The 25,935-nt window shown below is 70.7% G+C and carries 26 protein-coding genes; 16 read left to right on the top strand and 10 right to left on the bottom strand.

The window, feature by feature from the left end:
• The first annotated feature begins 149 nt into the window (after positions 1-149).
• Both AB0B91_RS34600 and AB0B91_RS34595 read left to right on the top strand, forming a co-directional pair.
• Positions 150-1,352 carry a DNA recombination protein RmuC gene (locus AB0B91_RS34600; protein ID WP_358328901.1) on the top strand — a complete coding sequence of 401 codons (1,203 nt, stop codon included), beginning with the start codon at positions 150-152 and terminating at the stop codon, positions 1,350-1,352.
• Between the two features lie 13 nt (positions 1,353-1,365).
• Entirely contained in the window at positions 1,366-1,875 is a 510-nt protein-coding gene (locus AB0B91_RS34595; protein ID WP_358328530.1) for a DUF6542 domain-containing protein, read from the top strand.
• Positions 1,876-2,077: 202 nt separating this feature from the next.
• Here the strand turns inward: AB0B91_RS34595 and AB0B91_RS34590 are convergent, their stop codons facing one another.
• Positions 2,078-3,043 carry a 4-hydroxy-3-methylbut-2-enyl diphosphate reductase gene (locus AB0B91_RS34590; RefSeq protein WP_214639695.1) on the bottom strand — a complete coding sequence of 322 codons (966 nt, stop codon included), beginning with the start codon at positions 3,041-3,043 and terminating at the stop codon, positions 2,078-2,080.
• Between the two features lie 98 nt (positions 3,044-3,141).
• On the opposite strand from AB0B91_RS34590, the gene AB0B91_RS34585 reads away from it, so the two are divergent.
• The gene (locus AB0B91_RS34585; RefSeq protein ID WP_358328527.1) at positions 3,142-4,221 is read left to right on the top strand and encodes a hypothetical protein; all 1,080 of its coding nucleotides are present in this window, start codon (positions 3,142-3,144) and stop codon (positions 4,219-4,221) included.
• A gap of 27 nt (positions 4,222-4,248) precedes the next feature.
• On the top strand, positions 4,249-5,514 hold the full coding sequence (xseA, locus tag AB0B91_RS34580; protein WP_358328525.1) for an exodeoxyribonuclease VII large subunit: 1,266 nt from the start codon (positions 4,249-4,251) through the stop codon (positions 5,512-5,514).
• Positions 5,515-5,522: 8 nt separating this feature from the next.
• Here xseA and AB0B91_RS34575 read toward each other — a convergent pair whose 3' ends face one another.
• Positions 5,523-6,119 carry a helix-turn-helix domain-containing protein gene (locus AB0B91_RS34575; protein WP_358328522.1) on the bottom strand — a complete coding sequence of 199 codons (597 nt, stop codon included), beginning with the start codon at positions 6,117-6,119 and terminating at the stop codon, positions 5,523-5,525.
• A gap of 87 nt (positions 6,120-6,206) precedes the next feature.
• Here AB0B91_RS34575 and AB0B91_RS34570 point away from each other — a divergent pair, with 87 nt between their 5' ends.
• Positions 6,207-6,617, top strand: a complete 411-nt coding sequence (locus AB0B91_RS34570) for a nitroreductase family deazaflavin-dependent oxidoreductase (protein ID WP_358328519.1) — start codon at positions 6,207-6,209, stop codon at positions 6,615-6,617.
• Between the two features lie 61 nt (positions 6,618-6,678).
• On the opposite strand, the gene AB0B91_RS34565 is transcribed toward AB0B91_RS34570, so the two are convergent.
• The 3 genes from AB0B91_RS34565 to AB0B91_RS34555 all read right to left on the bottom strand — a co-directional run bounded on the left by AB0B91_RS34565 (position 6,679) and on the right by AB0B91_RS34555 (position 8,143).
• Positions 6,679-6,915, bottom strand: a complete 237-nt coding sequence (locus tag AB0B91_RS34565; protein WP_358328516.1) for an exodeoxyribonuclease VII small subunit — start codon at positions 6,913-6,915, stop codon at positions 6,679-6,681.
• Positions 6,916-6,983: 68 nt separating this feature from the next.
• Positions 6,984-7,520, bottom strand: a complete 537-nt coding sequence (locus tag AB0B91_RS34560; RefSeq protein WP_358328513.1) for a DUF4245 domain-containing protein — start codon at positions 7,518-7,520, stop codon at positions 6,984-6,986.
• Positions 7,521-7,531: 11 nt separating this feature from the next.
• Positions 7,532-8,143, bottom strand: a complete 612-nt coding sequence (locus AB0B91_RS34555; protein WP_358328510.1) for a TetR/AcrR family transcriptional regulator — start codon at positions 8,141-8,143, stop codon at positions 7,532-7,534.
• Positions 8,144-8,225: 82 nt separating this feature from the next.
• Between AB0B91_RS34555 and glpX the strand changes: the two genes are divergently transcribed.
• Positions 8,226-9,260, top strand: coding sequence for a class II fructose-bisphosphatase (gene glpX / locus AB0B91_RS34550; RefSeq protein WP_358328507.1), 1,035 nt, complete (start codon positions 8,226-8,228; stop codon positions 9,258-9,260).
• Between the two features lie 9 nt (positions 9,261-9,269).
• On the opposite strand, the gene AB0B91_RS34545 is transcribed toward glpX, so the two are convergent.
• Positions 9,270-9,920 carry a DUF1707 domain-containing protein gene (locus AB0B91_RS34545; protein ID WP_358328504.1) on the bottom strand — a complete coding sequence of 217 codons (651 nt, stop codon included), beginning with the start codon at positions 9,918-9,920 and terminating at the stop codon, positions 9,270-9,272.
• Between the two features lie 77 nt (positions 9,921-9,997).
• The gene (locus tag AB0B91_RS34540) at positions 9,998-10,549 is read right to left on the bottom strand and encodes a TetR/AcrR family transcriptional regulator (protein WP_358328501.1); all 552 of its coding nucleotides are present in this window, start codon (positions 10,547-10,549) and stop codon (positions 9,998-10,000) included.
• A gap of 74 nt (positions 10,550-10,623) precedes the next feature.
• Between AB0B91_RS34540 and AB0B91_RS34535 the strand changes: the two genes are divergently transcribed.
• From AB0B91_RS34535 to AB0B91_RS34520, 4 genes are all read left to right on the top strand, one after another.
• A complete protein-coding gene (locus AB0B91_RS34535; protein ID WP_358328498.1) occupies positions 10,624-11,331 on the top strand; it encodes an SDR family oxidoreductase in 708 nt (235 codons plus the stop codon).
• On the top strand, positions 11,328-12,122 hold the full coding sequence (locus AB0B91_RS34530; RefSeq protein ID WP_358328494.1) for an SDR family NAD(P)-dependent oxidoreductase: 795 nt from the start codon (positions 11,328-11,330) through the stop codon (positions 12,120-12,122). The genes AB0B91_RS34535 and AB0B91_RS34530 overlap by 4 nt, the downstream gene beginning before the upstream one ends.
• A 64-nt stretch (positions 12,123-12,186) precedes the next feature.
• Positions 12,187-12,864, top strand: coding sequence for a DUF998 domain-containing protein (locus AB0B91_RS34525; protein WP_358328491.1), 678 nt, complete (start codon positions 12,187-12,189; stop codon positions 12,862-12,864).
• A 34-nt stretch (positions 12,865-12,898) separates the two neighbouring features.
• Positions 12,899-14,059 carry an MFS transporter gene (locus AB0B91_RS34520; protein ID WP_358328488.1) on the top strand — a complete coding sequence of 387 codons (1,161 nt, stop codon included), beginning with the start codon at positions 12,899-12,901 and terminating at the stop codon, positions 14,057-14,059.
• 88 nt (positions 14,060-14,147) lie between these two features.
• Here AB0B91_RS34520 and AB0B91_RS34515 read toward each other — a convergent pair whose 3' ends face one another.
• Positions 14,148-15,536, bottom strand: coding sequence for a PLP-dependent aminotransferase family protein (locus tag AB0B91_RS34515; RefSeq protein WP_358328486.1), 1,389 nt, complete (start codon positions 15,534-15,536; stop codon positions 14,148-14,150).
• Between the two features lie 68 nt (positions 15,537-15,604).
• Here AB0B91_RS34515 and AB0B91_RS34510 point away from each other — a divergent pair, with 68 nt between their 5' ends.
• The gene (locus AB0B91_RS34510; protein ID WP_358328483.1) at positions 15,605-16,468 is read left to right on the top strand and encodes a DMT family transporter; all 864 of its coding nucleotides are present in this window, start codon (positions 15,605-15,607) and stop codon (positions 16,466-16,468) included.
• 164 nt (positions 16,469-16,632) lie between these two features.
• Entirely contained in the window at positions 16,633-18,285 is a 1,653-nt protein-coding gene (locus AB0B91_RS34505) for a fumarate hydratase (RefSeq protein WP_358328480.1), read from the top strand.
• Positions 18,286-18,368: 83 nt separating this feature from the next.
• Here AB0B91_RS34505 and AB0B91_RS34500 read toward each other — a convergent pair whose 3' ends face one another.
• On the bottom strand, positions 18,369-18,557 hold the full coding sequence (locus tag AB0B91_RS34500; protein ID WP_214639679.1) for a DUF5999 family protein: 189 nt from the start codon (positions 18,555-18,557) through the stop codon (positions 18,369-18,371).
• An 817-nt stretch (positions 18,558-19,374) separates the two neighbouring features.
• Here AB0B91_RS34500 and AB0B91_RS34495 point away from each other — a divergent pair.
• From AB0B91_RS34495 to AB0B91_RS34485, 3 genes are all read left to right on the top strand, one after another.
• Positions 19,375-20,484, top strand: a complete 1,110-nt coding sequence (locus AB0B91_RS34495) for a serine/threonine-protein kinase (RefSeq protein WP_358328477.1) — start codon at positions 19,375-19,377, stop codon at positions 20,482-20,484.
• A gap of 35 nt (positions 20,485-20,519) precedes the next feature.
• The gene (locus AB0B91_RS34490; RefSeq protein ID WP_358328474.1) at positions 20,520-22,421 is read left to right on the top strand and encodes a serine/threonine-protein kinase; all 1,902 of its coding nucleotides are present in this window, start codon (positions 20,520-20,522) and stop codon (positions 22,419-22,421) included.
• Positions 22,422-22,483: 62 nt separating this feature from the next.
• Positions 22,484-23,875, top strand: coding sequence for a class II fumarate hydratase (locus tag AB0B91_RS34485; protein WP_358328471.1), 1,392 nt, complete (start codon positions 22,484-22,486; stop codon positions 23,873-23,875).
• A gap of 9 nt (positions 23,876-23,884) precedes the next feature.
• Here AB0B91_RS34485 and trpD read toward each other — a convergent pair whose 3' ends face one another.
• On the bottom strand, positions 23,885-24,967 hold the full coding sequence (gene trpD / locus AB0B91_RS34480; RefSeq protein WP_358328468.1) for an anthranilate phosphoribosyltransferase: 1,083 nt from the start codon (positions 24,965-24,967) through the stop codon (positions 23,885-23,887).
• Positions 24,968-25,181: 214 nt separating this feature from the next.
• Here trpD and AB0B91_RS34475 point away from each other — a divergent pair, with 214 nt between their 5' ends.
• On the top strand, positions 25,182-25,934 hold the full coding sequence (locus AB0B91_RS34475; protein ID WP_358328465.1) for a 3-hydroxybutyrate dehydrogenase: 753 nt from the start codon (positions 25,182-25,184) through the stop codon (positions 25,932-25,934).
• The last annotated feature ends 1 nt before the right edge of the window (position 25,935 follow it).

Genomic DNA, 25,935 nt, shown 5'->3' with positions numbered 1-25,935 from the left:
GACGATCGGGGAGCCGCACAAGCGGAACGCCCAAGCGTGTCGGGGAGATCCACGACCGATGTCCTGCAATCATCAATGGAGTGGATAGCGATGGAGTGGATGTCGTCTCGCTTCTCATCGGCCTGGCCGTTGGGTTGGCCATCGGGTTCATGATCGCCCGCACCCGGGCGGCGGTGCGAGTGGCCGAGTCCGACGCCAGGGCCAAATCGGCCGCCGACAAGCTCGTCTACGTCGAGGAGCAGCTCGCCGAGCGCTTCCAGGCCCTGTCCACCCGGGCACTCGACGTCAACAACATCCGCTTCCTGGAGCTGGCCGAGACCAGGCTGGCCGCCAGCCGCGCCGAGGCGAGCGGCGACCTCGACCAGCGCAGGCAGGCGGTCGAGCATCTGGTCGAGCCGCTGAAGGACGCGCTCACGCGGGTCGAGGCGCAGTTGCGCGACACCGAGTCGGGGCAGCGTGCCGGCCGTGCCGAGCTGGCCAAGCAGATGGAGTTCGTCCGGCAGAGCAACCTGGAGCTGCGTTCGCAGACCACGGCGCTGGTCCGGGCGCTGCAACGGCCCGAGGCCCGTGGCCGGTGGGGCGAGCTGCAGCTGCGCAGGGTCGCCGAGATCGCCGGGATGCAGCGCTACTGCGACTTCGACGAGCAGGTCACCGAGGGCGCCATGCGGCCCGACATGATCGTGCGGCTGGCCGGCGGCAAGAACATCGTGATCGACTCCAAGGTGTCGCTGGCCGCCTACCTGGAGGCCGCGGAGGCGTCCGACGACTCGCTGGCCTCCGTGCGGCTCGACGCGCACGCCAGGCACGTACGCGAGCACGTCGACCGGCTGGCTGCCAAGGCGTACTGGCAGGGGTTCAACCCGTCGCCGGAGTTCGTGGTGCTGTTCATCCCCGGCGAGGCGTTCCTGGCGCCCGCGCTGGAGCGGGATCCGGCGCTGCTGGAGTACGCGATGACGCGCCGTGTGCACATCGCCACCCCGACCACGCTGATCACCATGCTGCGCACCGCCCAGTACGCCTGGCAGCAGGCCGCGCTGAGCGAGAACGCGCGCGCGGTGTTCGAACTGGGCAAGGAGCTGTACGAGCGGCTCTCGTCGCTGGGAAGGAATGTCGAGTCCCTGGGCAAGTCCCTGAGCCGGGCCGTCGAGGCGTACAACAAGACTGTGGGATCCCTCGAAAGCCGCGTACTCGTCAGCGCACGCAAGCTGCACGATCTGGGCGTCGTCGACCGCGAGCTCGATTCTCCGGAGATGCTGGAGGGCCTGCCCAGGCCACTGGCCTCGCCCGAACTGCTGGAAACCTCGTCTCTGATCTCGCACGCGAACGGTAAGTTGGCCAACGGGTCGCAGTAGGGGGGCGGGGGCAATGAGTGAGAAAGGCAAGCGATCGGCCGTCAGGCTGACCGCTCGCGGTGCCATCGCGCTCGCCCTGATCGCCACACTGGCGGCCTATGTCGTGGCTGCCCTGATCAACCTGCCGATCGTGGTCGGGCCGGTTTTCGTGGTGGCGAGCCTGCTCGGCGTGCTCCTGGTCAACCCGCGCGAACTGCTGTCGCTGGTGGTCACGCCGCCGCTGGTGTTCTTCGTGGCGACGCTCTTCGTCGAGCTGGGCCGGGCGCTCGGCTCGGTGTCGATCACGCAGTCGCTCTTGCTCGGCCTGATCGCCTCGCTGTCGCAGGGGGCTCCCTGGCTGTTCGCGGGCTCGGCGATCGTGCTCGTCGTCGCCTGGCGGCGCGGGCTGCGCGACAACGTACGCGACCTGCGCGAGGAGCTACGGGCGGGCGCCGAGGCGCCGCGCCCGCGCCAGTCGTTCGTACCGGAGCCGGAGGGCTACTTCGAGCCCAAGGTGTACGGCACACCACGCACCGAGGACTGACCCGCCCCAGCCGGCGAGCCGCCCATCGAGGACCGACCGGTCCTCGGCGGGCCGCCCGCCGAGGACCGGCGACACCACACGACGCGCTGCCTGCCAAGGACCGGCCACGCGGCACGACGGGCCGCCCGTCGAGGGCTGACCACGCCGCGCGGCGCGAGGCACCCGGGAGCGCCCGGGGACCGACGCGGCCGCGCAGGCGGGGCTAGGAGACTCGGAGGTCCTTGCGGAGCTCGTGGGGAAGGGCGAAGCGCACGCTCTCGTGGACCGGCTCGACCTCCGCGACGTCGTCGAACCCGTGCGCGGCCAGCCGGGCGAGCACCTCGGCGACCAGCTCTTCCGGCACCGAGGCGCCGCTGGTCACGCCGACCGTGGTCACGCCGTCGAGCCACTCGTCGCGGATGAAGGTGGCGTTGTCGACCAGGTAGGACGCGTCGGCGCCGTAGTCCTTGGCCACCTCGACCAGGCGCTTGGAGTTGGAGGAGTTTTCCGACCCGACCACGATGACCAGCTGCGACTCGGCGGCGATCTCCTTCACCGCGACCTGGCGGTTCTGGGTCGCGTAGCAGATGTCGTCGCTGGGCGGGTCGATCAGCGTGGGGAAGCGCTCCTTGAGCTTGGCCACCGTCTCATTGGTCTCGTCGACCGAGAGCGTGGTCTGCGACAGCCAGACCAGCTTGGACGGGTCCTTCACCTGGATCCGGTCGACGGAGTCGAGGCCGTCGACGAGCTGGATGTGGTCGGGCGCCTCACCGGCAGTGCCTTCGACCTCCTCGTGCCCTTCGTGGCCGATCAGCAGGATGTCGTACTCCTGGCCCGCGAACCTCTTTGCCTCGTTGTGCACCTTTGTGACCAGTGGGCAGGTAGCGTCGATCGTGCGCAACCCGCGCTGCTTGGCCTCGTCGTGCACGGCGGGCGAGACTCCGTGGGCCGAGAACACCACGATCTCGCCCTCAGGCACCTCGTCGGTCTCCTCGACGAAGATCGCGCCTCTGGCCTCCAGAGTCTTGACCACATGCGTGTTGTGCACGATCTGCTTACGCACGTAGACGGGCGCTCCGTATTGCTCCAGGGCTTTCTCGACCGCCACCACGGCTCGATCGACTCCGGCACAGTAGCCGCGTGGCCGGGCTACGAGGACTCGGCGGGAAGTGGGGGTCTGGGGCTCCATACTTCTTATGCTACGTGGAGCGGCCGACAGGCCCGCGCGTGCGTGGTTGCCCGCCGTGCCAGACTGGCCGTCCAATACAGACCTCCCAGGGAGACGTCATGTCCCTCAGCGACGTGATACGCAACATCACGAAGACCATCACCAACAAAGACGAGCTGAAGGAGAAGGCGAAGGACTTTCCGCTCCTCGTCATCCAGACCACTCTGAGCGCGGCCGGTCAGGCACTGCTGGTCGTCGATCGGATGAAGAACTCGATCAAGGGGCTGGGCAGCAAGGAGAACAAGGAGGCGGACTACGACTCCCGTCCGTCCGCCGCCGACCAGGTGGCCGCGCCCGCGCCGGCGGATGAGGAGGTGGCGGCGAAGCCCGCTCGCAAGGAGCCGGTCATCTTCGCGCCGCGCCCCACCCCGTCGGACGCCGCCGCGCCCAACGGCTCCGCCAAGACCAAGCCGGACCCGGTCATCTTCAGCCCGGCGGCCAAGCCGAAGCCCGAGGCCACCACCGAAACCGCCGCCGCCCCGGCGACCGCCCCCGAGCCGACCGTCGCTCCGGAGCCCAAGGCCGCCCCCGAGCCTGCGGCCGCCACGGTCGAGCCCGCTGTCGCCCCCGAGCCGACCGTCGCCCCCGAGCCTGCGGCCGCTGTCGCTCCCGAGCCCCAGGTCGCCACCGTCGAGCCTGCAGTCGCTCCTGAACCGACCGTCGTCCCCGAGCCTGAGGCCGCTGTCGTCCCCGAGCCCGCCGCCGCGCCTGAGCCCGAGGCCGCCCCTGAGCCCGAGGTCGCCGCCGTTGAGCCCGTCGTCGCTGCCGAGCCGGTGGCCGCGCCGGAACCGGTGGCCGCGCCGGAGGCCGCTGAGGTCAAGCCCAAGCGGGCCGCCAAGCCGCGTACCGCTGCCAAGCCGAGGGCCGCTGCCAAGGCCAAGGCCGCCACGGAGCCGGCGACCGCCGCCGAGACGACCGCCACCAAGGAAACCGCCGCCGCGGCGCCGGCCGCCAACGGCCTGGTCGAGCCGCTGCCCGGCTACTCCGAGCTGACCGTCGCCTCGCTGCGCGCCAGGATGCGCGGCAAGTCGGCCGAGCAGATCACCGCGCTCATCGCGTACGAGCAGGCAACGAGCGCGCGCGCCGAGGTCGTCCGGATGTACGAGAACCGCCTGGCCAAGCTGCAGGCCGGGGAATAAGTCCCCCTGGCACCGTAGTCTTCCGACATGACCTCGAAGACCTCGCCCGAGTCTCCGCTGCCGATCCGCACCGTCCTGCAGATGGTGGGCGGCTGGATCGGCAAGCTGGGGACGGTCTGGGTCGAGGGCCAGATCACCGACCTGAGCGCGCGTGGCGGCACGGTGTTCATGACGCTGCGCGACCCGGTGGCCAACGTGTCGGCCCGGGTCACCGCCCCGCGCGGCGTCTACGAGGCGGCGGTGCCGCGACCGGCCGACGGCGCGAGGGTCGTGGTGCACGTCAAGCCCGACTTCTGGGTCAACAGGGGCTCGTTCGCCTTCACCGCGCTGGAGATCAGGCCGATCGGCGTGGGCGAGCTGCTCGCGCGGCTCGAACGGCTGCGCCAGTTGCTGGCCGCCGAGGGCCTGTTCAACGCCGACAGGAAGCGGCGGCTGCCGTTCCTGCCCGGCACGGTTGGGCTGATCTGCGGCCGTGACTCGGCGGCGGAGCGCGACGTGCTGGAGAACTCCCGGCGCCGCTGGCCCGCCGTGCGCTTCAAGGTCGAGGAGGTCGCCGTCCAGGGCCCGTACGCCGTGGGCGAGGTCACCGAGGCGCTGCGGAAGTTCGACGCGGACTCCGAGGTCGAGGTGATCGTCGTCGCCCGTGGCGGCGGCTCCCTGGAGGACCTGCTGCCGTTCTCCGACGAAACGCTGGTGCGGTCCGTGGCCGCCTGCCGCACGCCTGTGGTGAGCGCGATCGGCCACGAGCAGGACAATCCGCTGCTCGACCTGGTAGCCGACGTGCGGGCCTCGACGCCGACCGACGCCGCCAAGAAGGTGGTGCCCGACGTGGGCGAGCAGCTCACGCTGGTACGCCAGCTGCGCGACAGGGGGCGCAGGGTGCTCGGCGGCTGGCTCGACCGGGAGATGTCCTGGCTGACGTCGGCGCGCTCCCGGCCTTCGCTGGCCGACCCGGTGCGCGAGCTCGAACGCCGGGCCGAGCAGGTCGACGCGCTCCGTGACCGGTCCAGGCGCTCGCTGAGCGGCTCTCTCGACCGCGCGGAGGACTCGCTGTCGCATCTCCGTGCCCGGCTCGTCGCCCTGTCACCCGCCGCCACGCTGGAACGCGGCTACGCCATCGTCCAGGATCCGTCCGGGGAGGTCGTCCGGCTGGCCAAGAACGTGGCCCCCGGCTCCGTGCTGACGATCCGGTTCACAGACGACCGCCTGACCGTCCGTACGGAAGACGGCACGCCAACAGCCACCACCAAACCCCGCAAACCCCGCAAGAAGGCCACTGATGAAACCGACTGAAATCTGGCTCAGGCCCTGATCGCCTGGGTCAGGGCGTCGAATCCGGCCTTGATCTCGTCGACCGACATGCCGCGTACGTCCCGCTGATGGCGGAGCAGATGGGCGCTGATCGGCGCCAGCAGCGCGTCGGCCAGAAAGTCCGCGCCTTCTGGACGCACCTGGGCGAGCAGCGCGGCCAGGTGGGTGTGATGCACCCTGTACGGCCCGCTGAGCCGGGCGGCCGGCGGCCCGAGCTCCAGCAGCAGGAACAGGTCCAGCTGCTCGACCACCCGATCGATCAGCGCGTGCAGGAACGCCCTGATCCGCTCGGCAGGAGGCGCCCCCGGCCCGACCGGCGGCGGGCCGTTCAGGAAGGCCGCCTGGAAACGCCGCTCCCGATCGTCGATCAGCGCCAGCACCAGCCCGGCCCGATCCCCGAATCGGCGGTAGACCGTGCCGACCCCCACGCATGCCTCACGGGCGACCTCGTCGAGGGAGAGCTGGTCGAGGGACCCGTCGGCGATCATCTTGGTGGCCACCTCGACGATCTTCTGCCTGTTGCGCGCCGCGTCGGCCCGCTCGGGCTGAGGCTGCCCGAGGATCGGCAGCATTCGGCGCTCACCCACAAGGCGAGCATAATCGTTGTAACCGGAAATTTCTCCGGTTAGGCTGGGCGCCTTAACCGGAGAAATTTCCGATTCAAGGAGCCGAGCATGGCCAACGAGTTCAACGAGAAGATCATCGCCGAGTTCCGTGCCAACGAGGGCAAGGTCGGCGGCATGTTCGAGGGTGCCAATCTGGTACTTCTCACGACCACGGGCGCCAAGAGCGGCAAGCGGACGACGAGCCCGGTGATGTACTTCGAGGACGATGGCCGCTACATCGTCATCGCCTCGTACGCGGGCGCGGACCACCACCCGGCGTGGTACCACAACCTGGTCGCCAACCCGGAGGTGACCGTCGAGATCGGGACGGAGACGTTCGAGGTCACGGCCGAGGTCGTGGGGGACGAGGAGCGCGACAAGCTCTATGCCCGCGTGGTGGAGATCGCTCCGGGTTTCGCGGAGTATCAGCAGAAGACCACCCGCCGCATCCCGGTGGTGGCCCTTCACCGCGCCGCCTGAGCGATGAGCGGCTACTACGCCTGACGCTGTGCGCGGCGGGAATGCCTGACCAGCTGAGTGGCTAGAACGGCGCGTCGTCCGACTGGCCGGCGGTGGGATCGGCGCGGCGGGCCATGGCGGCGGCGAGCTTCACCCTGGCGCCCTGCAACCACTCCTCGCAGATGGCGGCCAGCTTCTCGCCGCGCTCCCACAGCTCGATCGACTGCTCGAGGGTGAGCCCGCCCGTCTCCAGGCGGCGCACCACCTCGGTCAGCTCCTCGCGGGCCTGCTCGTATGAGGGTGCCTTCTCGTCTGCCACGCGCACCACCTTAGGGTCAGGAACCGACATCCGCAGACCGGGCCCGCCGAGGAGAGCCGCGCCACGGGTCAGCCCGTCGGCTTCGGCCGCTGCCGCAGGCCGGCGGCCAGCTCGCCCAGCTCGGCCCAGTCGGCCGTGCCGGTGACGACCAGCGTGACCTCCGGCAGCACCCGGACCAGGGTGCGCTGGTTCTTGTCCTCGCGGAAGCGCTGCTCCCACGGCTGCCCGGCCACCTGCTGGGTGCCCACGACCCGGTTGGAGTTGGCCATCCGGTCGGCGAACCCGGCGGCCGGCTTCTCGTCGCTCTGCACGAACATGGCGTGCTGATTCTTGGCCGTCGCGTAGCCCAGGTAGAGCACCTGGGCCCCGCCGGAGCCCTTGGCGATCTTGTTGCTGTTGGGAACCCAGCCCGCCGGGTCCTTCTCGGGCGCCCACACCTGGTACGGCACTTCATGGCCGAAGTTGGCGACGGTCATCGAGTAGTCGAGCTTGGGAATGTGCTGCTCCCGGCTCTGCGGCGTGACCAGCAGGAACAGCCCCACCCCCACGAGACAGACGAGCAGGGCTACCGCGTAGCCGTAGAAACCTTCGGTGAACCGTCGCACAACTGGCGAGATTACCCGCTGGTGGGGCCGCCCGCCGAAGCGGCCGGGCGGATCTGGCCGATGATGGCGAGCACGTCCGCGGCCAGCTTGGGGTCGTCCGAGAGCACGACCTCGGAGACGGCGGCCGCGAGGGCGCCGGTGAGGACGACGACCAGCGCTCCCTCGTCGTCCTCGAAGAGCGCGGCGTTGCGTTCGGCCCACTTGCGCAGGCGGGCGCGCATGACCAGCTCGAAGCCGGGCGGCCCGTCGCCGCGCAGGAACAGCGCGGCGAGCTCGCGTTCCTCGATGCAGCCGTCGAGGTAGGCGCGGGCGGCGCGGATGAAGACCCGCATCGGGTCGTTCTCCCCCTCGGCGCGGGCCTCGCGGGCGGCCTGCTTGGTCCGCTGGGCCTGCCTGGCCTGCCACTCCTCGAACAGCGTGAGGTAGAGGTCGGCCTTGCCGGAGAAGTGGTGGTAGAGGCTGCCGACGCTGGCGTCGGCCTTGGCCACCACGTCGGTCACGCCGGCCTCGGCGAAGCCCTTGGAGACGAAGACGTCCCGGGCGGCCTGGAGTAGCGCGCTGCGCGTGGCCGCACCTCGCCCGGAGGTGCGGGCTGTCGCCGGTTGTTCCACATCGCTGCTCATGGCAGGCACATTATCCTCCGCTGACCGGGGATACAGGGACAACTACCATCGAGACAGTTTGTCCACAAGGAGGGCCTTCATCATGTCCGATCAGTCGTCCGTACCCCCAGCGCTGGCCACGGGAGAGCGCGCCCCTGATCGCAACCTGGCTCTGGAACTCGTACGCGTCACCGAGGCGGCCGCGATGGCGGCGGCCCGCTGGGTGGGCAGGGGGGACAAGAACGGCGCGGACGGCGCGGCGGTGAACGCGATGCGCCAGTTGATCAACACCGTGTCGATGAACGGGGTGGTGGTCATCGGGGAGGGCGAGAAGGACCACGCCCCGATGCTGTTCAACGGCGAGCGCGTCGGCGACGGCAGCGGCGCCGACTGCGACGTGGCCGTCGACCCGATCGACGGCACCCGGCTGACCGCGCTCGGCATGCCCGACGCGGTGTCGGTGATCGCGGTGAGCGAGCGTGGCTCGATGTACGACCCGTCCGCCGTGTTCTACATGGAGAAGCTGGTCACCGGCTGCGAGGCCGCCGACGTGGTCGACATCGAGGCTCCGGTGTCGGCGAACATCCAGGCCGTCGCCAGGGCCAAGGGGGTCTCGGCCTCTGACGTGACGGTCGTCGTACTCGACCGCCCGCGGCACGAGCAGATGGTCAAGGAGATCAGGGAGACCGGGGCGCGGATCAAGTTCATCGTCGACGGCGACGTGGCGGGCGCGATCATGGCGGCCCGCGCCGACACCGGCATCGACCTGATGCTGGGCATCGGCGGCACGCCCGAGGGCATCGTGGCCGCGTGCGCGCTCAAGTGCCTGGGCGGCGTGATCCAGGGCAAGCTGTGGCCGCGTGACGACGCCGAGCGGCAGAAGGCGATCGACGCCGGGCACGACCTCGGCCAGGTGCTGACCACGAACGACCTGGTGCGGTCCGAGGACGTGTTCTTCGCGGCGACGGGCATCACGCAGGGCGAGCTCATGCAGGGCGTCCGGTTCAGGGGCGGGGTGGCGCTGACGCACTCGCTGGTGATGCGCGGGCGTTCCGGCACCATCCGCAAGGTGGACAGCGAACACCAGCTCTCGAAGCTGCGCGCCTACAGCGCGATCAACTTCGACACCGCCGGATAGGACAAGGGCTCAGCGGCGGCGCTTGCGGCGCGGTGGTTCCTTGACCTTGACGTCGCCCGCGAAGTTCGTGGTGCGCACCTCGACCACCGGTGCTCCCGGCTCGGTCGGCTGCTTGGTCAGCCGGACCGTGCTGCCCTTCGCGACGCGGATCACCTCGAGACCCTCGGGTACGTGGATCTCGAGGCCGCCGAAGACCAGCGTGGCGTTGATCACGATGCGCCGGTTCTGCAGGATGGCCTCGCGGAGGTCCAGCTTGGTGGTGCCGAACATGGCCGTGACGGTCAACTCAGCGGGCACCACCCAGCGTCCGCCGCGCTGCTCCTGCTTGAAGAACGCCGACACCGGCCGGCCGTCGAGGTTGAGCGGCTGCTGCTCCGCGGGCAGCAGGTCGGCCGTCACCGCGGCGAGCTCGCCCAGCGTCCGCGCCGAGTAGACGACTCCGAGCCGTTCCTCCAGCTCGTCGAGCATGAGGCGGCCGTCGGCGTGGGCGTCCTGCAGCACCTGGACGAAACGCTCGCGATCGTCGTCGGAGGCCCGTAGTTCGTGCGGGGGAAGTGCGTTTTCATCTTCTTTGGGGCGGCGTGCCGAGACCCATTCCTCGGCCAGCCGTTCTCCGACTTCTTGCAGGCGTGGCAACCAGGATCCCGGGCGTTCATTCACACTTCTGACGATATCCGGCAGCCGGGCGGTTCGCTCGTGCCTCGGACGCCACCTCAGCCAAAAGTACGCGCCGAAAGTCAGCCGATTCGCGCGACCAGGGCCGCGATCTCCTCCGCGAGTGTCTCGTCGACGTCGGCGTGGCGGTTGAGCAAGCGGTACCACATGGCACCGAAGATCAGATCGACCGCGAGCTCAACGTCCACGTCGGCGGGGAGCGCACCGCGTTCCAGCACCGAGCGCAGGGCCTGCCGGCGCGGGCCGATGAGCCTGGCCCGCAGCTCAGCGCCGAACGCGGGGTCTGACTGGGCCTCGGCCATGAGGCCCACGACCACCCGCCCGGCCACGCCGTGGGCTAGCGCGAAGGTCTCGCGCAGGAACGCGACCAGGTCCGCGCCCGCGTCGCCGCTGACGGGCGGGGGCCGCAGCTCGGCGCCCACCAGGTCGGTCATCGCCTCCATCAGCACCTCACCCTTGGACTGCCACCAGCGGTAGAGGGTCTGCCTGCCGACACCCGCCGCGTCGGCGATGCCCTTCAGGGTGACATTCGGGTATCCGTCGCGCTCGCACAGGTCGAGCGCGGCCTTGAGGATCGCCTTCCTGGCCACCTCGCTGCGTGGTCTGCCTACCATGCCCGTCACTTTACAAGACAGCGTGCCTCGTTTTATAGTTTCGAGGCAGGGTGTATCGAATTAGGAGGAACACGATGCGAGTCGTGATCATTGGCGGCACCACGGGCATCGGGCTGGCGACGGCGGCCCGGCTGGCGGACGACGGCGCCGAGGTCGTCATCACCGGCCGGTCCGCCGAGCGGGTGGCGGCCGCGGTGAAGCAGCTGGGCGACCGGGCCTCCGGCGAGGCCGTGGACGCCCGCGACACCGAGGCGATGCGCGATTTCTTCAGCCGGACGGGTGTCGTCGACCATCTGATCGTCACCGTGACCGGCCGCGGCCCCGCCGGGCCGCTGCGCTCGCTGACGCAGGAGGCGCTGGTCGGGGCCGTACAGGACAAGCTGATCCCGCACCTGCTGACCGCGCAGGCCGCTCTGGACGTGCTCGCCCCCGAGGGTTCGATCACGTTCGTGACGGCGGCGTCGGCGGGCTCGGCCTTCCCCGGCGTCTCCGCTCTGGCGGCGGTGAACGGCGCGATCGAGTCCGCGGTGCCCGGCCTGGCGGTCGAGCTCGGCCCGATCCGGGTGAACGCCGTCTCCCCCGGCGTGATCGACACCGAGTGGTGGTCCGGGCTGCCCGCCGAGGCGCGGGCGGCCGTGTTCGCCGACTTCGCGGGGCGCTCGCCGGTCGGCCGGACAGGCAGGCCGGAGGACGTCGCGGCGACGATCGCCTACGTGGTGGGCAACTCGTTCGTCACCGGAACGGTGCTGACCGTCGACGGAGGAGGCAGGCTGAAGGCATGAGGACGATCCTGATCACCGGCGCGACGGACGGGCTCGGGCGGGAGCTGGCGCGACGGCTCGCCGCCGACGAGCGCGTCATCGTGCACGGTCGCGATCCTGAGCGGGTACGGCAGGCACGGGCCGGCGCGGGCGGCACCACCGAGGGCATCCTGGCCGACCTGGCCGACCTGAGCCAGGTGGACCGGCTGGCCGACGAGGTGCTCGACCGGTTCGACCGGATCGACGTGCTGGTCAACAACGCCGGGATGGGCGGCGGCCCGCCGGGCTCCGGCCGCGAGGAGAGCAAGGACGGCGTCGAGCTCCGCTTCGCGGTCAACTACCTGGCCGGATACCACCTGACCCGGCGGCTGATCCCGCTGCTCGTCAGGTCGGCGCCGTCGCGGGTGGTGAACGTCGCCTCGGCCGGGCAGCAGGCGATCGACTTCGCCGACCCGATGCTGACCCGCGGCTACGGGCGGCAGCGCGCCTACAGCCAGAGCAAGCTGGCGCAGATCATGTTCACCTTCGACCTGGCGGAGGAACTGGCCGGGCAGGGCGTGACGGTCAACGCCCTGCACCCGGCCACGTACATGGACACCACCATGGTCCGCGAGGCGGGAGCGCCGGTGATGAGCACGGTCGACGAGGGCGTGGCGGCGACGCGGCGGCTGATCGACGGGCTCGACGGCGTGAGCGGCCACTATTTCAACGGGCAGCGGGAGAGCCGGGCCGACGCCCAGGCCTACGACCTCGCGGCGCGCAAGCGGCTGCGCGAGCTCAGCGATGACCTCGTACGACGGGCGCTGGGCTGATCCACAAGGAATCCGTGCCCTTTTCCCGCCGTTGTCTCGACAAAGACGGCGGAGAGGGGGCCTCGTGCATCAACCCGCACGATGGGGACTGGGCGCGGTGGCGGCTGGCGCCGCGGTGATCGTCGGTCTCGATGTGACCAGCCTCGGCGAGATCGACCCGCTGCGGCGGACCATCAGCCAGCACGGCCTCGGGCCCGAGGGCTGGATCTTCGGGCTCGGCGTCGCGCTGCTGGCGGCCGGGTCCGCGGCGATCTGCGTGTCGCTGGCCCGCAGGCGGCTGGCCGGGATCGTCGGGACGCTGACGTTGACGCTCTGGAGCGCCGGGCTGTTCGTCGCCGCCTGGTTCCCCAAGCAGGACTGGTCCCTCGCGCCGACCTTGAGCGGCAGCTTCCACCGGGCCGGCAGCTTCGTGGCCTTCCTCAGCCTGCCCATCGCGGCCGTGGTCATCGCGCGGTCCTGGCGGCGCGCGGAGCGGCGGGGGGCCGCGCTGACCGCGTTCGCGTTCGGGCTGGGCTCGGTGTTGTGGGTGGCGGGCATGGCCGCGATGGCGCTGTACGGAGCGCACAACGGGCTGCCGTGGTGGCGGGTCATGCCACTCGGCCTGGTCGAACGTGTGCTGGCGGTCACCGAGGTGGCCGCGCTGATCGCCCTGGGCGTCTGGGCCGCCGCGCACACACCCGCGCTCGCAAGATCACAGGGTGGCGACGAGGTGGCGAAAGAGCTGGCCAAGCGGCTAACCTGACCGCGCCTCACGTTCCCCCCATCTGGAGGCCGCCGTGCCGACTCCTCGTGATCGCCAGGCCCGCATAGCCACGTTCGTCGTGTACGCGGTGCAGGGCCTCTCGTTCATCACGCTGCTCGCCCAGGTCGCGAACCTGCAGACCAAACACCGGCTCGACGAGGGCGCACTGACGATCCTGCTGCTCATCGTGCCGGTCTTCGCCGGGCTGGGCAGCGTGGCGGCCGGCTCGTTCGCCGCGCGCAGGGGCAGCAAGCCGCTGCTCCGCGTCGCGCAGCCGGTCGTGGCCCTCGCCGTGGTGCTCGTCGCCCTCGCGCCGAGCGTGCCGCTGCTGGTGCCCGCGCTGTTGCTGTTCGGCCTCGGGGTCGGCGCGGTCGACGCGGGCATCAACATGCAGGGCGTGGCGGTCGAGCGCAAGTACGGCCGGGCCGTACTGAACGGCTTCCACTGCATGTGGAGCGTGTTCAGCACGGCCGGGGCGCTCTGGGCGTCGGCCGCGGCCGAGCTGCCGCTGGCGGTCACGATGGCGATCCCGATGGTCGTGGCGGTGGGCGGCTCCCTGTACGCCGGGCCGCTCCTGTGCACGATCGAGGAGGAGAAGGTCGAGGACACCACCGCGACGGCCGCCGGTGGGTTCCCGTGGAAGCCGATCATCCCGCTCTGCCTGGCGATGGCGTTCCTGTACGTCGGCGACGCCTCGGTCTCCAACTTCAGCACCGTCTACATGCAGCAGGTCCTCGCCGCGAGCCCCGGCGTCATCCCGCTGGCCTACGCCGCCTACCAGGCCACCACGCTGCTGATCAGGCTCGGCGGCGACGTCGCGGTCAGGAAGTACGGGCCGGCGGCGATCGTCAGGATCGGCGGCGCGATCGCCACCCTCGGCTTCCTGGGCATCGTCCTGGCGCCCAACCAGCCGCTGGCCATCCTGGCGTTCGGCCTGACCGGGGTGGGACTGTCGGTGGTCGCGCCGCAGTCGTTCTCGGCTGCGGGACGGCTCGACCCGGCGGGGACCGGGGTGGCCATCGCGCGGGTCAACCTGTTCAACTACGTCGGCTTCATCGTGGGCGCGGCGCTGGTCGGCGGCATCGCCAGCGCCAGCGACATGCAGGTGGCGTTCGCCGCGCCGCTGGTGCTGTCCGCCGTGATCATCGCACTGGCCAGGGGGTTCGAGCCACGACGGGTCAAGGAAGCCGCCTGACCGCGGCGGGCCGGCCCAAGCCCAGCAGTCCCACGCGCATGGCGCCTCCAATGTGGTGGGGATTTCTTTCTAAGCGCGACCTTCTCCATCAGTCAATATTTTGTCCTGACATTCTGACCTTTAAGCCCTGGATGACCTCCGCCGCCCGATGAGCGGGGAGGCGGGCGAAGCCGACCACGACCGCGGGCGGGCCCGGGGTGAGGCGCGTCGGGCCGACCGGGTCGGCGGCCAGGCCCAGCTCCCGCGCCGGCCCCACGAAGGCGTCCTCGTCCCAGCCCGGCGGCAGATCCAGGTAGGCGTGCAGGCCCGCCTCGATGCCCCGGACCCGCACCTCGGGCAGGTGCTCGGCCACCGCCTTGACCAGGGCGTCCCTGCGGCGCCGGTACTCCCTGCGCATCCGGCGCAGGTGCTTGTCGTAGCCGCCGGTACGCAGGAAGTGGGCCAGCGCGTACTGGTCGATGACCGGGGAGCCCAGGTCGAGCTCGCCGCGCGCCTGCCGGATGGACTCGGCCAGGTCGGCCGGGGCCGCCACCCAGCCGAGCCGCAGCCCGGGGGCGAGCGCCTTGCTCACACTGCCGGAGAGGATCACCCGGCCGGGGGCCAGGCCCTGCAGGCAGCCGACGGGATCGCGGTCGAAGCGGAACTCGGCGTCGTAGTCGTCCTCCAGGACCACACCGTCGCTCTCGGCGGCCCACTCCATCAGGGCGGCCCGCCGGGCCGGGGAGAGCACGACGCCGGTCGGGTACTGGTGGGCGGGGGTGACCAGGACCGCGTGCGCGCCGCTGGCCCGCAGCGCCGTCACGTCGAAGCCCTGGTCGTCCACCGGGACGGGCACGAGCTCGGCGCCCGCCCGGCGAAGGAGGGGAACCTGGCGGTGGCTGTTCGGGTCCTCCATGGCCAGCCGCAGGCCGTCGATCCGCTGGGCGAGCACGTGCAGCGCCAGGCTGAGGCCCTGGGCCACGCCCCCGACGATCACCAGGTTGTCGGGGTGCACGTCCGCGGCCCGGACCCGCCTCAGGTAGCCGGCCAGTTCGTCGCGCAACTCCAGGACGCCGCCGGGGTCGCCGTAGTCGAACACGTCGGAGTGCATCGTGGTGAGCACATGGCGTACGGAGGCCAGCCAGCGCTCCCGGGGGAAGCACCCGAGGTCGGGCGAGGTAGGGCGGTGACCGTAGTGCGGGCCGCACGCGGTGACCTCCGGGCGGGCGGCGGCCGCCACCGAGCCTCGGGACGGCGCGGGCGCCACCTGGGTGCCCGCGCCGACTCGGGAGATCAGGAAGCCCTCGGCCACCAGTTGCTCGTAGGCCTCGACCACGACACCGCGCGACACCTGGAGGTCGGTGGCCAGGTCGCGGCTGGCCGGGAGCCGGGTGCCCGGTGTGAGGCGACCCCGCCGGATGGCCTCGCGAAGCTCCGAAGCGATCTGCCCAGCTATGCCCCCCTGATCACGATTTATCAGGATGTGTAGGTCAGCCACATTGGTCCATCCTTTTAGTGGGACATTGGACTCCTTGCCTGAGCCATTCTGCCCCTAGCCTCCCTTCCATGAGAAACGGAGTCGTCGGGGCGGCCGCCGCCATGTTCCTCGTGGGGACGCTGGCGGGTGTGTCGGGCCTGATCCAGGACTATCCGGTGTACGGCGGGCAAGCGGTGCGCTACCTGGCCGCGGCGGTGATCTGGCTGGTCGTGATCCGGGTGCTCGGGCTGCGGTTCGTCCGGCTGACCAGGCGCGAGACGCTGCTGCTCGTCGCGCTGACGCTGCTCGGGCTGGTGTTCTTCAACATGTGCGTGATCGAGTCGGCCCGTGCCGCGGGCCCCGGACTGGTCGGCACCATCCTGGGCACCGTGCCCCTCGCCCTGGCACTGCTCAGCGGCCGTCCGGCGCCCCGGCTGCTGGCCGGCGCGGTCGTCGTGGTCGCGGGCGCGACACTGGCCACCGGGCTGGGCAGCGGCAACCTGCCCGGCCTGCTGTGGAGTCTGGGGGCGCTCGTCGGCGAGGTCAGCTTCTCGATGCTGGCGATCCCGCTGCTGCCGAAGCTGGGGGCGATCCGGCTGTCGGCGTACTCGACGATGCTGGCGGTCCCCCTGCTGGCCACGATCGGCCTGGTCAAGGAGGGCACCGGCATGCTCCGGCCACCGACCTCTGCACAGGCCCTCGGCTTCGTCTACCTGGCGGTCGTGGTGACCGTCCTGGCCTTCTTCCTCTGGTACACCGCGCTGCCCAAGCTCGGCCCCGGCCACGCGGGCCTGTTCGCCGGCCTCATCCCGGTCGGGGCGATCACCACCGGCCTCGTCCTGGGCATCGCCACCCCAACGGTCTTCGACCTGCTCGGCGCGTCGCTGGTGATCGCGGGCATCCTGGTCGGGCTGACCACTACGAGGCAGCGGGAGCCGGCTCACGTCCTTTGAAACCACCCAGACGGCCGGCGATACGCACGTCACGGCGGCCGGCCACCTCCACCGGAGGAGCGTGCCCCTGGACAGAGCCCAGCTTGGACGGCGGGTGGGGCCCACCGGGCCGGCCGTAAAGACTGGTAGAAAAGATAGGCTCTGTGCGGCGAATGGGGAGGATCATGGGCGAGTTCGATTACAGCGAGTTGCTCCCGTTGGGCGCCGACGAGACCGAATACCGGCTGATCACGCCGGACGGTGTGCGGCGGGTCGAGGCGGCCGGGCGCAGCTTCCTGGAGGTGGACCCCGAGGCGCTGCGGCTGCTCACCGAGACCGCGATCCACGACATCTCGCACTTCCTCCGCCCCTCCCACCTCGCCCAGCTGCGGAAGATCGTCGACGACCCCGAGTCCAGCGGCAACGACCGGTTCGTCGCGCTCGACCTGCTGAAGAACGCCTCCATCTCGGCCGGCGGCGTGCTGCCCATGTGCCAGGACACCGGCACCGCCATCGTCATGGGCAAGCGTGGCCGCCACGTGCTCACCGACGGGCGCGACGCCGAGCACATCTCGCGCGGCGTCTATGACGCCTACACGCGCCTCAACCTGCGCTACTCGCAGATGGCGCCGCTGAGCATGTGGGAGGAGAAGAACACCGGCAGCAACCTGCCCGCCCAGATCGAGCTCTACGCCGAGGACCCCTACGGCCACGCGGACGAGTACAAACTGCTGTTCATGGCCAAGGGCGGCGGATCGGCCAACAAGTCGTTCCTGTACCAGGAGACCAAGGCCGTGCTGAACGAGAAGCGGATGCTGGCCTTCCTGGAGGAGAAGATCCGCTCGCTCGGCACCGCGGCCTGCCCGCCGTACCATCTGGCGATCGTGGTCGGCGGCACGTCGGCCGAGTACGCGCTGAAGACGGCCAAGTACGCCAGCGCCCGCTACCTCGACTCGATCCCCACCTCGGGCTCCCCCTCGGCGCACGGCTTCCGCGATCTGGACCTGGAGGCCAAGGTCTTCGAGCTGACGCAGAAGCTCGGGATCGGCGCCCAGTTCGGCGGCAAGTACTTCTGCCACGACGTACGCGTCATCCGGCTGCCCCGGCACGGCGCCTCCTGCCCGGTGGCCATCGCCGTGTCCTGCTCGGCCGACCGGCAGGCGCTGGCCAAGATCACGCCGGAAGGCGTCTTCCTGGAGAAGCTGGAGACCGATCCGGCCCGCTTCCTGCCGGAGACCACCGACGAGCACCTCTCGGACGACGTCGTCAACATCGATCTCAACCGACCCATGCCGGATGTCCTTGCCGAGCTGTCGAAATATCCGGTGAAGACGCGGCTCTCGCTGACCGGCCCACTCGTGGTCGCCCGCGACATCGCGCACGCGAAGATCGCCGACCTGCTCGACGCGGGCGGCGAGATGCCGCAGTACCTGAAGGATCACGCGGTCTACTACGCGGGTCCGGCCAAGACCCCGGAGGGCTACGCGTCGGGCTCGTTCGGCCCCACGACCGCGGGGCGGATGGACTCCTACGTGGAGCGCTTCCAGGCCGCCGGCGGCTCGATGGTGATGCTGGCCAAGGGCAACCGGTCGAAGCAGGTGACCGACGCCTGCAGGGAGCACGGAGGCTTCTACCTGGGCTCCATCGGCGGGCCCGCGGCCAGGCTGGCTCAGGACTGCATCAAGAAGGTGGAGGTCCTGGAATATCCGGAGCTGGGGATGGAGGCGGTGTGGAAGATCGAGGTGGTCGACTTCCCCGCGTTCATCGTCGTCGACGACAAGGGCGACGACTTCTTCACCGATCGCACCGGACCGGTCCTGTCGATAGGCCGCCGCTGACGCTCTCGTCTTGTCTCGTCAATCGGTCGCCGAAGGGTGCCGGGTGGGCCGTTTCGGGCCGCTCGGCACCGGTCGGGTGACGCTCAGGCGGCCACGAGACCGCGGTGGGGCGCGACGACGGAGCCGTCGGGAAGGAGCAACCCGGTGTCCTCGAACAGCACCACGCCATTACACAGCAGGCTCCAGCCCTGGTCAGGGTGGGCCGAGATCACGTGGGAAGCCTCACGGTCGGGTGAGTCGGCGGTGGGACAGAGCGGGTAGTGACTGCACATCGTGCACCTCTCGGGTGACGCTCCAGTTGTGTGGGTTTCAAAAGGGCAGCTGTCGCCCCGACGGCGTGCGAAGGTCCAGCGCGGGCACGATCGGCCTCTTCGTCGGTCGGCGACGAACCTGACTGCGGCGCATCCTCATCACGTCCCTCAACGAACTCGTCATGGCTATTCGTTCCGGTAAAGCACCAGGGCCGTATGTTCCCAGTGTGACCGCCGACACTGACAGTTTCGGCCGCCGGTGGGTCCATGAGTTCCCCTTAACTCCACTGTGCCCCAGAGCCCTTACGACACCCTTACAAGTCGCTGACGGCTTCGTCAGACCGCTGTCGGCAAGCCTGCCGGATGCCTGCGAACTTCTTGCCGGGCATCGCGCACATTCCTCGCGACCAACCTGGGCCGGGCGCTGTATCGGCAGGTCAGGGGCCTGAGAACGAGCGGCACCGCTACCCCGCCCGTACGCCTGACCCCGAGCCCGGCATCACCGGCGAGACCTTGTCGCCGCACCAGGCCGGGTCCGTCCGCGGCGCCGGCGGCACCCTGGACACGCCGGCCGGGAGCCGACCATCTCGGCATGGTCGAACGTTCCAGCGGGGGCAGACTGGTCATCGGGCCGATTTGCCACCATCATGGGAACACCACGCTTGGGAGCACGCCTACTACTCGCGGTATCGCAATGTCTGTGGAGCCTGATCAACGGGGACCGATGTAGCCGACAGGTTTGCTGACGTCACGAGTCAGGCGAGTTGACTTAACTTCGCAACATTTTATCGGCCCCGCCTCTACTGGTCGGTTTACACAAATAGGTAAGCTGCCTGCCATGCGTGCGCCCTCCGGTTACCTACTCGCCGCGCGCTACCGGCTTCTCGAACCGGTCGGTCGCGGCGGCATGGGTACCGTTTGGCGAGCGCACGACGAGCTGCTCGACCGCGACGTGGCGGTCAAGGAGGTCCGGCTGCCGGCCGTGCTCGACGAGGAGTTGCGGGCCGAGCTGTGCGCCCGCACCGAGCGTGAGGGCAGGGCGACCGCGATGGTCGCGCACCCGTCGGTCATCACCGTGTTCGACGTGGTCACCGAGGACGACCGGCCGTGGATCGTCATGGAGCTGCTCCAGGCCAGGTCCCTTGAGCAGCTCATCCTGGAGGGCGGACCGCTCCATCCGCGCAAGGCCGCCGAGATCGGCCGGCAGATCCTCGGCGCGCTGCGGGCCGTACACGCCAAGGGGATCCTGCACCGCGACGTGAAGCCCAGCAACGTGCTGGTGATGGAGGACCGGGCGGTCCTGACCGACTTCGGGCTGGCCGCACTGGAAGGTGACGTTTCCATCACCCAGGCGGGCATCGTGCTGGGTTCCGCCGGATACATCGCTCCAGAGCGGGTGCTGGGCTCGAAGGCCAGTCCGGCCGGTGATCTGTGGTCGCTCGGCGCGACCCTCTACACCGCCGTCGAGGGCAGGGGCCTGCATGGACGCCGTACGGCCGCCGCCGCGCTGGCCGCGCTCACCAGTGGCGAGCCGATCCCGATGACGAAGGCCGGGCCGCTGGCGCCGGTTCTCGACGCGCTGCTCCGCATCGACCCGCAGACCAGGCTCGACTCAGTACGCGCCTCGTTGATGCTGGCCAGGGTGGCCGCGGGCGGCTCCGCGGAGGAGCCGCTGGCCCCCAGCGGATCGGGCCGGCCGACGCCGGTGATCACCGCACCCTCTTTCGCGCGCAGGCCCGCGCACCGCGGGCTGCACCGGGCAGAGGCCACGGCGGCCGCCCTGGCGGTGCCGCCACCACGTCAAGAACGACGGCAGGGCGAAGGCGTCCATCGGAAGAGAGTCGAGCCTCGACCTACTCCGTCCGCTTATGCCCGTTTCAAAGCGACGGTGATAAAGTTGTGCCTTCCTCGACGGTTCTGGCCAAGAGAACTTCGCAAGCGAGGGTAAAGCACTTCCCAAGCGAGAATCGATATCTTCTTCTCATGCCGGAACAGCAGACACGCCTGCTCGCGGAGCGCTACGAGCTCATCGCACCCCTCGGTCGAGGGACAATGGGCACGGTGTGGCGCGCCCGTGATCGCGCGCTCGGGCGCGAGGTGGCGGTCAAGGAAATCCGCCAGGACCAGGGTCTCACCGAGGAACAACGGGCCGAGCTGCGCGAGCGCATGGTCCGCGAGGGGCGTATCGCCGCCCGGATCAACCACCCGTCAGTCGCCGCCATCCACGACGTGCTCATCCACGACAAGAGCCCGTGGATCATCATGGAGCTCATCGAGGCCCGCTCCCTGGAGCAGGTGATCGACGAAGAGGGCCCGCTGCCGCCCCGGCTGGTGGCGGAGATCGGCGTCGACCTGCTCGGCGCGCTGCGCGCGGCGCACGCCCAGGGCATCACGCATCGCGACGTCAAGCCGGGCAACGTGCTCATCACCGAGAACGGCCGGGTGGTGCTGACCGACTTCGGCATCGCCAAGGCCGAGGGCGACTCCCGGCTCACCAAGACCGGCATGGTCATCGGCTCGCCCGGCTACACGGCGCCGGAGCGGGCCAGGGGCGAATACACCGGGCCCGAGTCCGACGTCTGGTCGCTCGGGGCGACGCTGTACTTCGCGGTCGAGGGCCGGCCGGCGTACGAGCGGGCCACGATCGCGGAGACGCTCGCCGCGCTGCTGAGCGAGAACGCCGACCCGCCCACCCAGGCCGGGGCGCTGCTGCCGGTGCTGACCGGGCTGCTGGACAAGGACCACAAGCGGCGCCTGACGGCGGCCAAGGCGGAGACCCTGCTCCGGATGGTCGCCGACACGCCCACGAGCGAGATGCAGGCGATCACGGCCGAGGCCCTGATCGCCCAGGAGGCCGGCGTGCCCGACTCGAACGACACGGCACCCGCCGTACAGGCCCCCAAGGCGGCCGGCCAGTGGGGCACCCCACCCGCCGCGCCCGGCTGGGGAGCGCAGGGCGGGCCGTCGGGACCCGGTCGAGATGCGCAGGCTCCGCACGCGGCGACCGGTCCGAGCGGATCGGCACCGGCCGGGGTAGGCGGTCCGGCCGGTCAAGGCGGACAAGCTGGTCGAGGTGGGCAGGGTGGCCAGAGCGGCTCCGCGGGTCCGGGCGGGCAAGCCGGTCAAGGCTGGCAAGCGGCTCAGAGCGGCCAGAGTGCTCAGGGCGGGCAAGCGAGGGGCGGTCAGGGGCCGATGGGCGGGCCCCAGGGACCGGTAGGCGGGCCGCAGGGGCGTGGGACCGGGTCGCGGCCGAATGCGCCCGGCACATCCCCTCAGGGCCCCGCGACAGGACCGCAGGCAGCACGGGCAGGCGCGGCCCCCGACGCGCGGACCGCCAACCCGATGGGCGGAGCCCAACCGCATGGACCCTCGGGCGCCCCGTCCGGCCCCGTCGGCGCTCCGCAGGGCCCCGGTGGTCAGCAGGGCCCGGGTGGTGCTGGGCGCGGCGTTCCGACCGGGCCTCAGCCCAGCGGTGCGTACGACCCCGAGCGGACCATCAGCGTGGCGCGTCCGAAGGCCCCCAGGCCGCAGGACCCGCCACGACGTGGCTCCGACGAGGAGAGCACCGTCACCACCCGCATCCACCAGGCCCCGGGACAGCAGGTCTACCCGCTGCCCCCACCCCAACAGCACCCCCAGCCAGGACCGCGAGGCCCGCAGATGGGACCGCGGCCCGGACCGCCGACGGGTCCGCAGCAGGCGCCACCCCCGATGGGGCAGGAGCGCCAGGCCGGGCAGGGGCTGGGCACGGATCTGTTCGCCATCGCGAAGGAGCCCGAACAGCGCCCCACCGGCAACCGCAACGGCATGCTGGTCCTGATGGCCGTGGCCGCGGCCGCCGCCGTGGTGATCGCCGTCCTCATCGTGGCACTCCTCTCAAGCTGACCCAGCGTCGGCGGGACGCCCCTTTCGGGGTGATCCGGCAGGCGTGAGCCAGACTGGGAGGCATGAGCGAGTTCCGCATTGAACATGACTCCATGGGTGAGGTGCGCGTTCCGGTCGGAGCCAGATGGCGCGCGCAGACACAGCGGGCGGTGGAGAACTTCCCGGTGTCCGGACGGCCGCTGGAGCCGTCGCACATCGCCGCGCTCGGCCTGATCAAGGCGGTCGCCGCCGAGGTCAACGGAGAGCTCGGCGTACTCGAAAAGGATCTGTCCGAGGCCATCGCGCAGGCCGCGGCCGACGTCGCGGAGAACGAGCACGACGACCACTTCCCGATCGACGTCTTCCAGACCGGTTCCGGCACCTCGTCCAACATGAACGCCAACGAGGTCATCGCGACGCTGGCCCAGGAGCGGCTGGGCCGGCCCGTGCACCCGAACGACCACGTCAACGCCTCGCAGTCGTCCAATGACGTGTTCCCGACCTCGATCCACGTGGCGGCGGCGACGGAGGTGACCTACCACCTGCTGCCCTCGCTGGAACACCTGGCGGCGGCGCTGCGCGCCAAGGCGATCCAGTTCGACCAGGTGGTGAAGTCGGGCCGGACGCATCTCATGGACGCCACGCCCGTGACGCTGGGGCAGGAGTTCGGCGGCTACGCCACGCAGATCGAGCACGGCTCCGTACGGGTGAGGTCGGCGCTCGGGCACGTACTCGAGCTGCCCCTGGGCGGCACGGCGGTGGGCACCGGCATCAACACCCCGCCGGGCTTCGCGAACCTGGCGATCGAGAAGCTGCGTGAGGCGACCGGGATCCCGTTCCGGGAGGCGATGGACCACTTCGAGGCGCAGAGCGCGCAGGACTCCATCGTCGAGCTCTCGGGGCAGCTGAAGGTGGTGGCGGTCTCGCTCAACAAGATCGCCAACGATCTCCGGTGGATGGGCTCCGGGCCGCGCGCCGGGCTCGGTGAGATCAACCTGCCGGACCTGCAGCCGGGGTCGTCCATCATGCCCGGCAAGGTCAACCCGGTGATCCCCGAGGCCACGGCCATGGTCGCGGCGCAGGTCATCGGCAACGACGCGGCGATCACGTTCGCGGGCGCGTCGGGCAGCTTCGAGCTGAACGTGCAGCTGCCGGTCATCGCGCGCAACATCCTGGAGTCGATCCGGCTGCTGGCGAACGTCTCACGGCTGCTGGCCGACCGGTGCGTGGCCGGGATCACGGCGAACGTGCCGCGGCTGCGGGAGTACGCGGAGTCGTCGCCGTCGATCGTCACGCCGCTGAACCGGTATGTGGGCTACGAGGAGGCGGCGAAGATCGCCAAGCAGGCGTTGGCGGAGCGCAAGACGATCCGCGAGGTGGTCATCGAACGCGGCCACGTGGCGGCCGGCCGGCTCACGGAGGAGCAACTCGACGCCCTGCTGGACGTGCTCTCCATGACCCGGCCCGCCAAGTGACGGACAGCTTCAAACCGCCCGGTGGGTGGCGTGGATCCAGCGGGTGAGCAGTGTCGAGGCGGCACCTGAGTCGACGGCGTCACCCGCTCGCTTGTAGGCCTGGGCGAGAGCCGTGGTGAGGCCGTCGGCCGGGGGTGTGCCGTCGGCCGCCACCAGGGCGGCTGCCGCGTTCAGGAGCACGATGTCGCGGACCGGCCCCCGCTCGCCCGCGAGGACCGCCCTGGCCACCGCCGCGTTGTGCGCCGCGTCGCCGCCGACCAGGTCGGACGGGTGTGCTCGCGGGATCGACAGGTCCGCCGGGTCGAAGCGGGTCGGGGTTACCGTGCCCCTGCGTACGAGCCAGACGGCCGAGGGGCCGGAGGTGGTGAGCTCGTCGAGGCCGTCGTCGCCACGGAAGACCAGCGAGGAGCCGCCGCGCTCCGCGAGGACGCCCGCGATGACCGGCGCCAGGTCCGGGTGGAAGACGCCGACCGCCTGCGCGGCCGGCAGGGCGGGGTTGGTGAGGGGGCCGAGGAAGTTGAAGACCGTCGGCACGCCCAGCTCCCGCCGCGCCCCGGAGGTGCGTTTCAGCGCCGGGTGGAAGGTCGGCGCGAAGCAGAACGTGATGCCGACCTCCTCCACGACCCGGGCGACGCCGGCCGGCGGCAGGTCGATGACCAGGCCGAGCTCCTCCAGCAGGTCGGCGGCCCCGGTGCTCGATGAGGCGGCCCGGCCGCCGTGCTTGACGACCTTGGCTCCGGCCGCCGCCGCCACGATGGCCGCCATGGTCGAGACGTTGACCGTGTTGGCCCGGTCGCCGCCGGTGCCGACCAGGTCGACCGGGTCGCCGGGGATCCTGATGGCCGCCGATCTGGCGAGCATGCCGTCGGCCAGGCCGGAGACCTCCGCCACGGTCTCGCCCTTGGCCCGCAGGGCGATGGCGAAGGCGGCGATCTGGGCGTCCGTGGCGGCGCCCGACATGATCTGGTCCATGGCCCAGGCGGCCTGAACGGAGGTGAGCGAGGTGCCGTCGAGGAGTGTGCTGAGCAGCGCTGGCCAGGTTGTCACGGAACGCCCTTTCGTCTGGGGTGCTCGACAAGGGGGTCCGGACATGACGACGGCCGCCTCGTCGAGGCGGCCGGGGTGCGTATGCGCTAGGAGGACCGCCTAGAAGGCGGGCCACCAGGAGTACGAATACGCGTGCATAGGGAAACCGTAGCAGGGAGGCGGGCGGCGCGGCCTCCCAGACACACCACATAAGGCGACAACGATCTATGTAGTGGACACCCATGCCACGTTCGCCCCGCGAGCGCTTAGGGTCGGAGACATGGCGAAGGAGCTGACTGGGCGGACGGCGCTGGTCACAGGGGGCGGAGCCGGGATCGGGGCCGCCTGCGCGAGACGGCTGGCCGCCGGCGGGGCGAGGGTGCTGGTCGTCGACCGGAGCGCGGAGTCCGCGGAGAAGGTGGCCGCCGAGCTCGGCGGGGTGCCGGTGGTGGCGGACCTGAGCGATCCGGAGTTCGTCCGCGCCCTGCCGGAGGAGCCCGTCGACATCGTGGTCAACAACGCGGGGTTCCAGCATGTGGCGCCGATCGAGGAGTTCCCGCCCGCGGTGTTCGGGACGATGCTGCGGGTCATGGTCGAGGCGCCGTTCCTGATCGCGCGGCAGGTGCTGCCGGGGATGTACGAGCGGGGCTGGGGGCGGTTCGTCAACATCTCGTCGGTGCACGGGCTGCGGGCTTCGCCGTACAAGTCGGCGTACACGGCGGCCAAGCATGGGCTGGAGGGGTTCTCCAAGGTCGTGGCGCTCGAAGGGGCGGCCCACGGGGTGACCTCCACCTGCGTGTGCCCGGCGTACGTACGGACCGGGCTGGTCGAGAGCCAGATCGCCGACCAGGCGAAGGCGCACGACATCGACCCGGGCGAGGTCGTCGAGGACATCATGCTCCAGCCCGCGGCGATCAAGCGGCTGATCGAGCCCGAGGAGGTGGCCGAACTGGTCGCCTACCTCTGCGGCCCGGCCGGGTCGTTCATCACCGGCGTCTCCCTCCCCGTCGACGGCGGCTGGACGGCGCGCTAAC

The organism is Nonomuraea sp. NPDC049141, from assembly GCF_040648415.1.
In the GTDB taxonomy this organism is placed as follows: domain Bacteria; phylum Actinomycetota; class Actinomycetes; order Streptosporangiales; family Streptosporangiaceae; genus Nonomuraea.
Note: the sequence above shows the minus strand (reverse complement) of the source record. Positions and strands in the feature narration are given on the sequence as shown.

What these genes read in the sequence shown, in the direction of transcription:
- AB0B91_RS34600 (WP_358328901.1), top strand. Translation starts at nt 150, where the DNA reads ATGATCGCCCGCACCCGGGCGGCGGTGCGAGTGGCCGAGTCCGACGCC.
- AB0B91_RS34595 (WP_358328530.1), top strand. Translation starts at nt 1,366, where the DNA reads ATGAGTGAGAAAGGCAAGCGATCGGCCGTCAGGCTGACCGCTCGCGGT.
- AB0B91_RS34590 (WP_214639695.1), bottom strand. Translation starts at nt 3,043, where the DNA reads ATGGAGCCCCAGACCCCCACTTCCCGCCGAGTCCTCGTAGCCCGGCCA.
- AB0B91_RS34585 (WP_358328527.1), top strand. Translation starts at nt 3,142, where the DNA reads ATGTCCCTCAGCGACGTGATACGCAACATCACGAAGACCATCACCAAC.
- xseA (WP_358328525.1), top strand. Translation starts at nt 4,249, where the DNA reads ATGACCTCGAAGACCTCGCCCGAGTCTCCGCTGCCGATCCGCACCGTC.
- AB0B91_RS34570 (WP_358328519.1), top strand. Translation starts at nt 6,207, where the DNA reads ATGGCCAACGAGTTCAACGAGAAGATCATCGCCGAGTTCCGTGCCAAC.
- AB0B91_RS34555 (WP_358328510.1), bottom strand. Translation starts at nt 8,143, where the DNA reads ATGAGCAGCGATGTGGAACAACCGGCGACAGCCCGCACCTCCGGGCGA.
- glpX (WP_358328507.1), top strand. Translation starts at nt 8,226, where the DNA reads ATGTCCGATCAGTCGTCCGTACCCCCAGCGCTGGCCACGGGAGAGCGC.
- AB0B91_RS34540 (WP_358328501.1), bottom strand. Translation starts at nt 10,549, where the DNA reads ATGGTAGGCAGACCACGCAGCGAGGTGGCCAGGAAGGCGATCCTCAAG.
- AB0B91_RS34535 (WP_358328498.1), top strand. Translation starts at nt 10,624, where the DNA reads ATGCGAGTCGTGATCATTGGCGGCACCACGGGCATCGGGCTGGCGACG.
- AB0B91_RS34530 (WP_358328494.1), top strand. Translation starts at nt 11,328, where the DNA reads ATGAGGACGATCCTGATCACCGGCGCGACGGACGGGCTCGGGCGGGAG.
- AB0B91_RS34510 (WP_358328483.1), top strand. Translation starts at nt 15,605, where the DNA reads ATGAGAAACGGAGTCGTCGGGGCGGCCGCCGCCATGTTCCTCGTGGGG.
- AB0B91_RS34505 (WP_358328480.1), top strand. Translation starts at nt 16,633, where the DNA reads ATGGGCGAGTTCGATTACAGCGAGTTGCTCCCGTTGGGCGCCGACGAG.
- AB0B91_RS34500 (WP_214639679.1), bottom strand. Translation starts at nt 18,557, where the DNA reads ATGTGCAGTCACTACCCGCTCTGTCCCACCGCCGACTCACCCGACCGT.
- AB0B91_RS34495 (WP_358328477.1), top strand. Translation starts at nt 19,375, where the DNA reads ATGCGTGCGCCCTCCGGTTACCTACTCGCCGCGCGCTACCGGCTTCTC.
- AB0B91_RS34490 (WP_358328474.1), top strand. Translation starts at nt 20,520, where the DNA reads ATGCCGGAACAGCAGACACGCCTGCTCGCGGAGCGCTACGAGCTCATC.
- AB0B91_RS34485 (WP_358328471.1), top strand. Translation starts at nt 22,484, where the DNA reads ATGAGCGAGTTCCGCATTGAACATGACTCCATGGGTGAGGTGCGCGTT.
- trpD (WP_358328468.1), bottom strand. Translation starts at nt 24,967, where the DNA reads ATGTCCGGACCCCCTTGTCGAGCACCCCAGACGAAAGGGCGTTCCGTG.
- AB0B91_RS34475 (WP_358328465.1), top strand. Translation starts at nt 25,182, where the DNA reads ATGGCGAAGGAGCTGACTGGGCGGACGGCGCTGGTCACAGGGGGCGGA.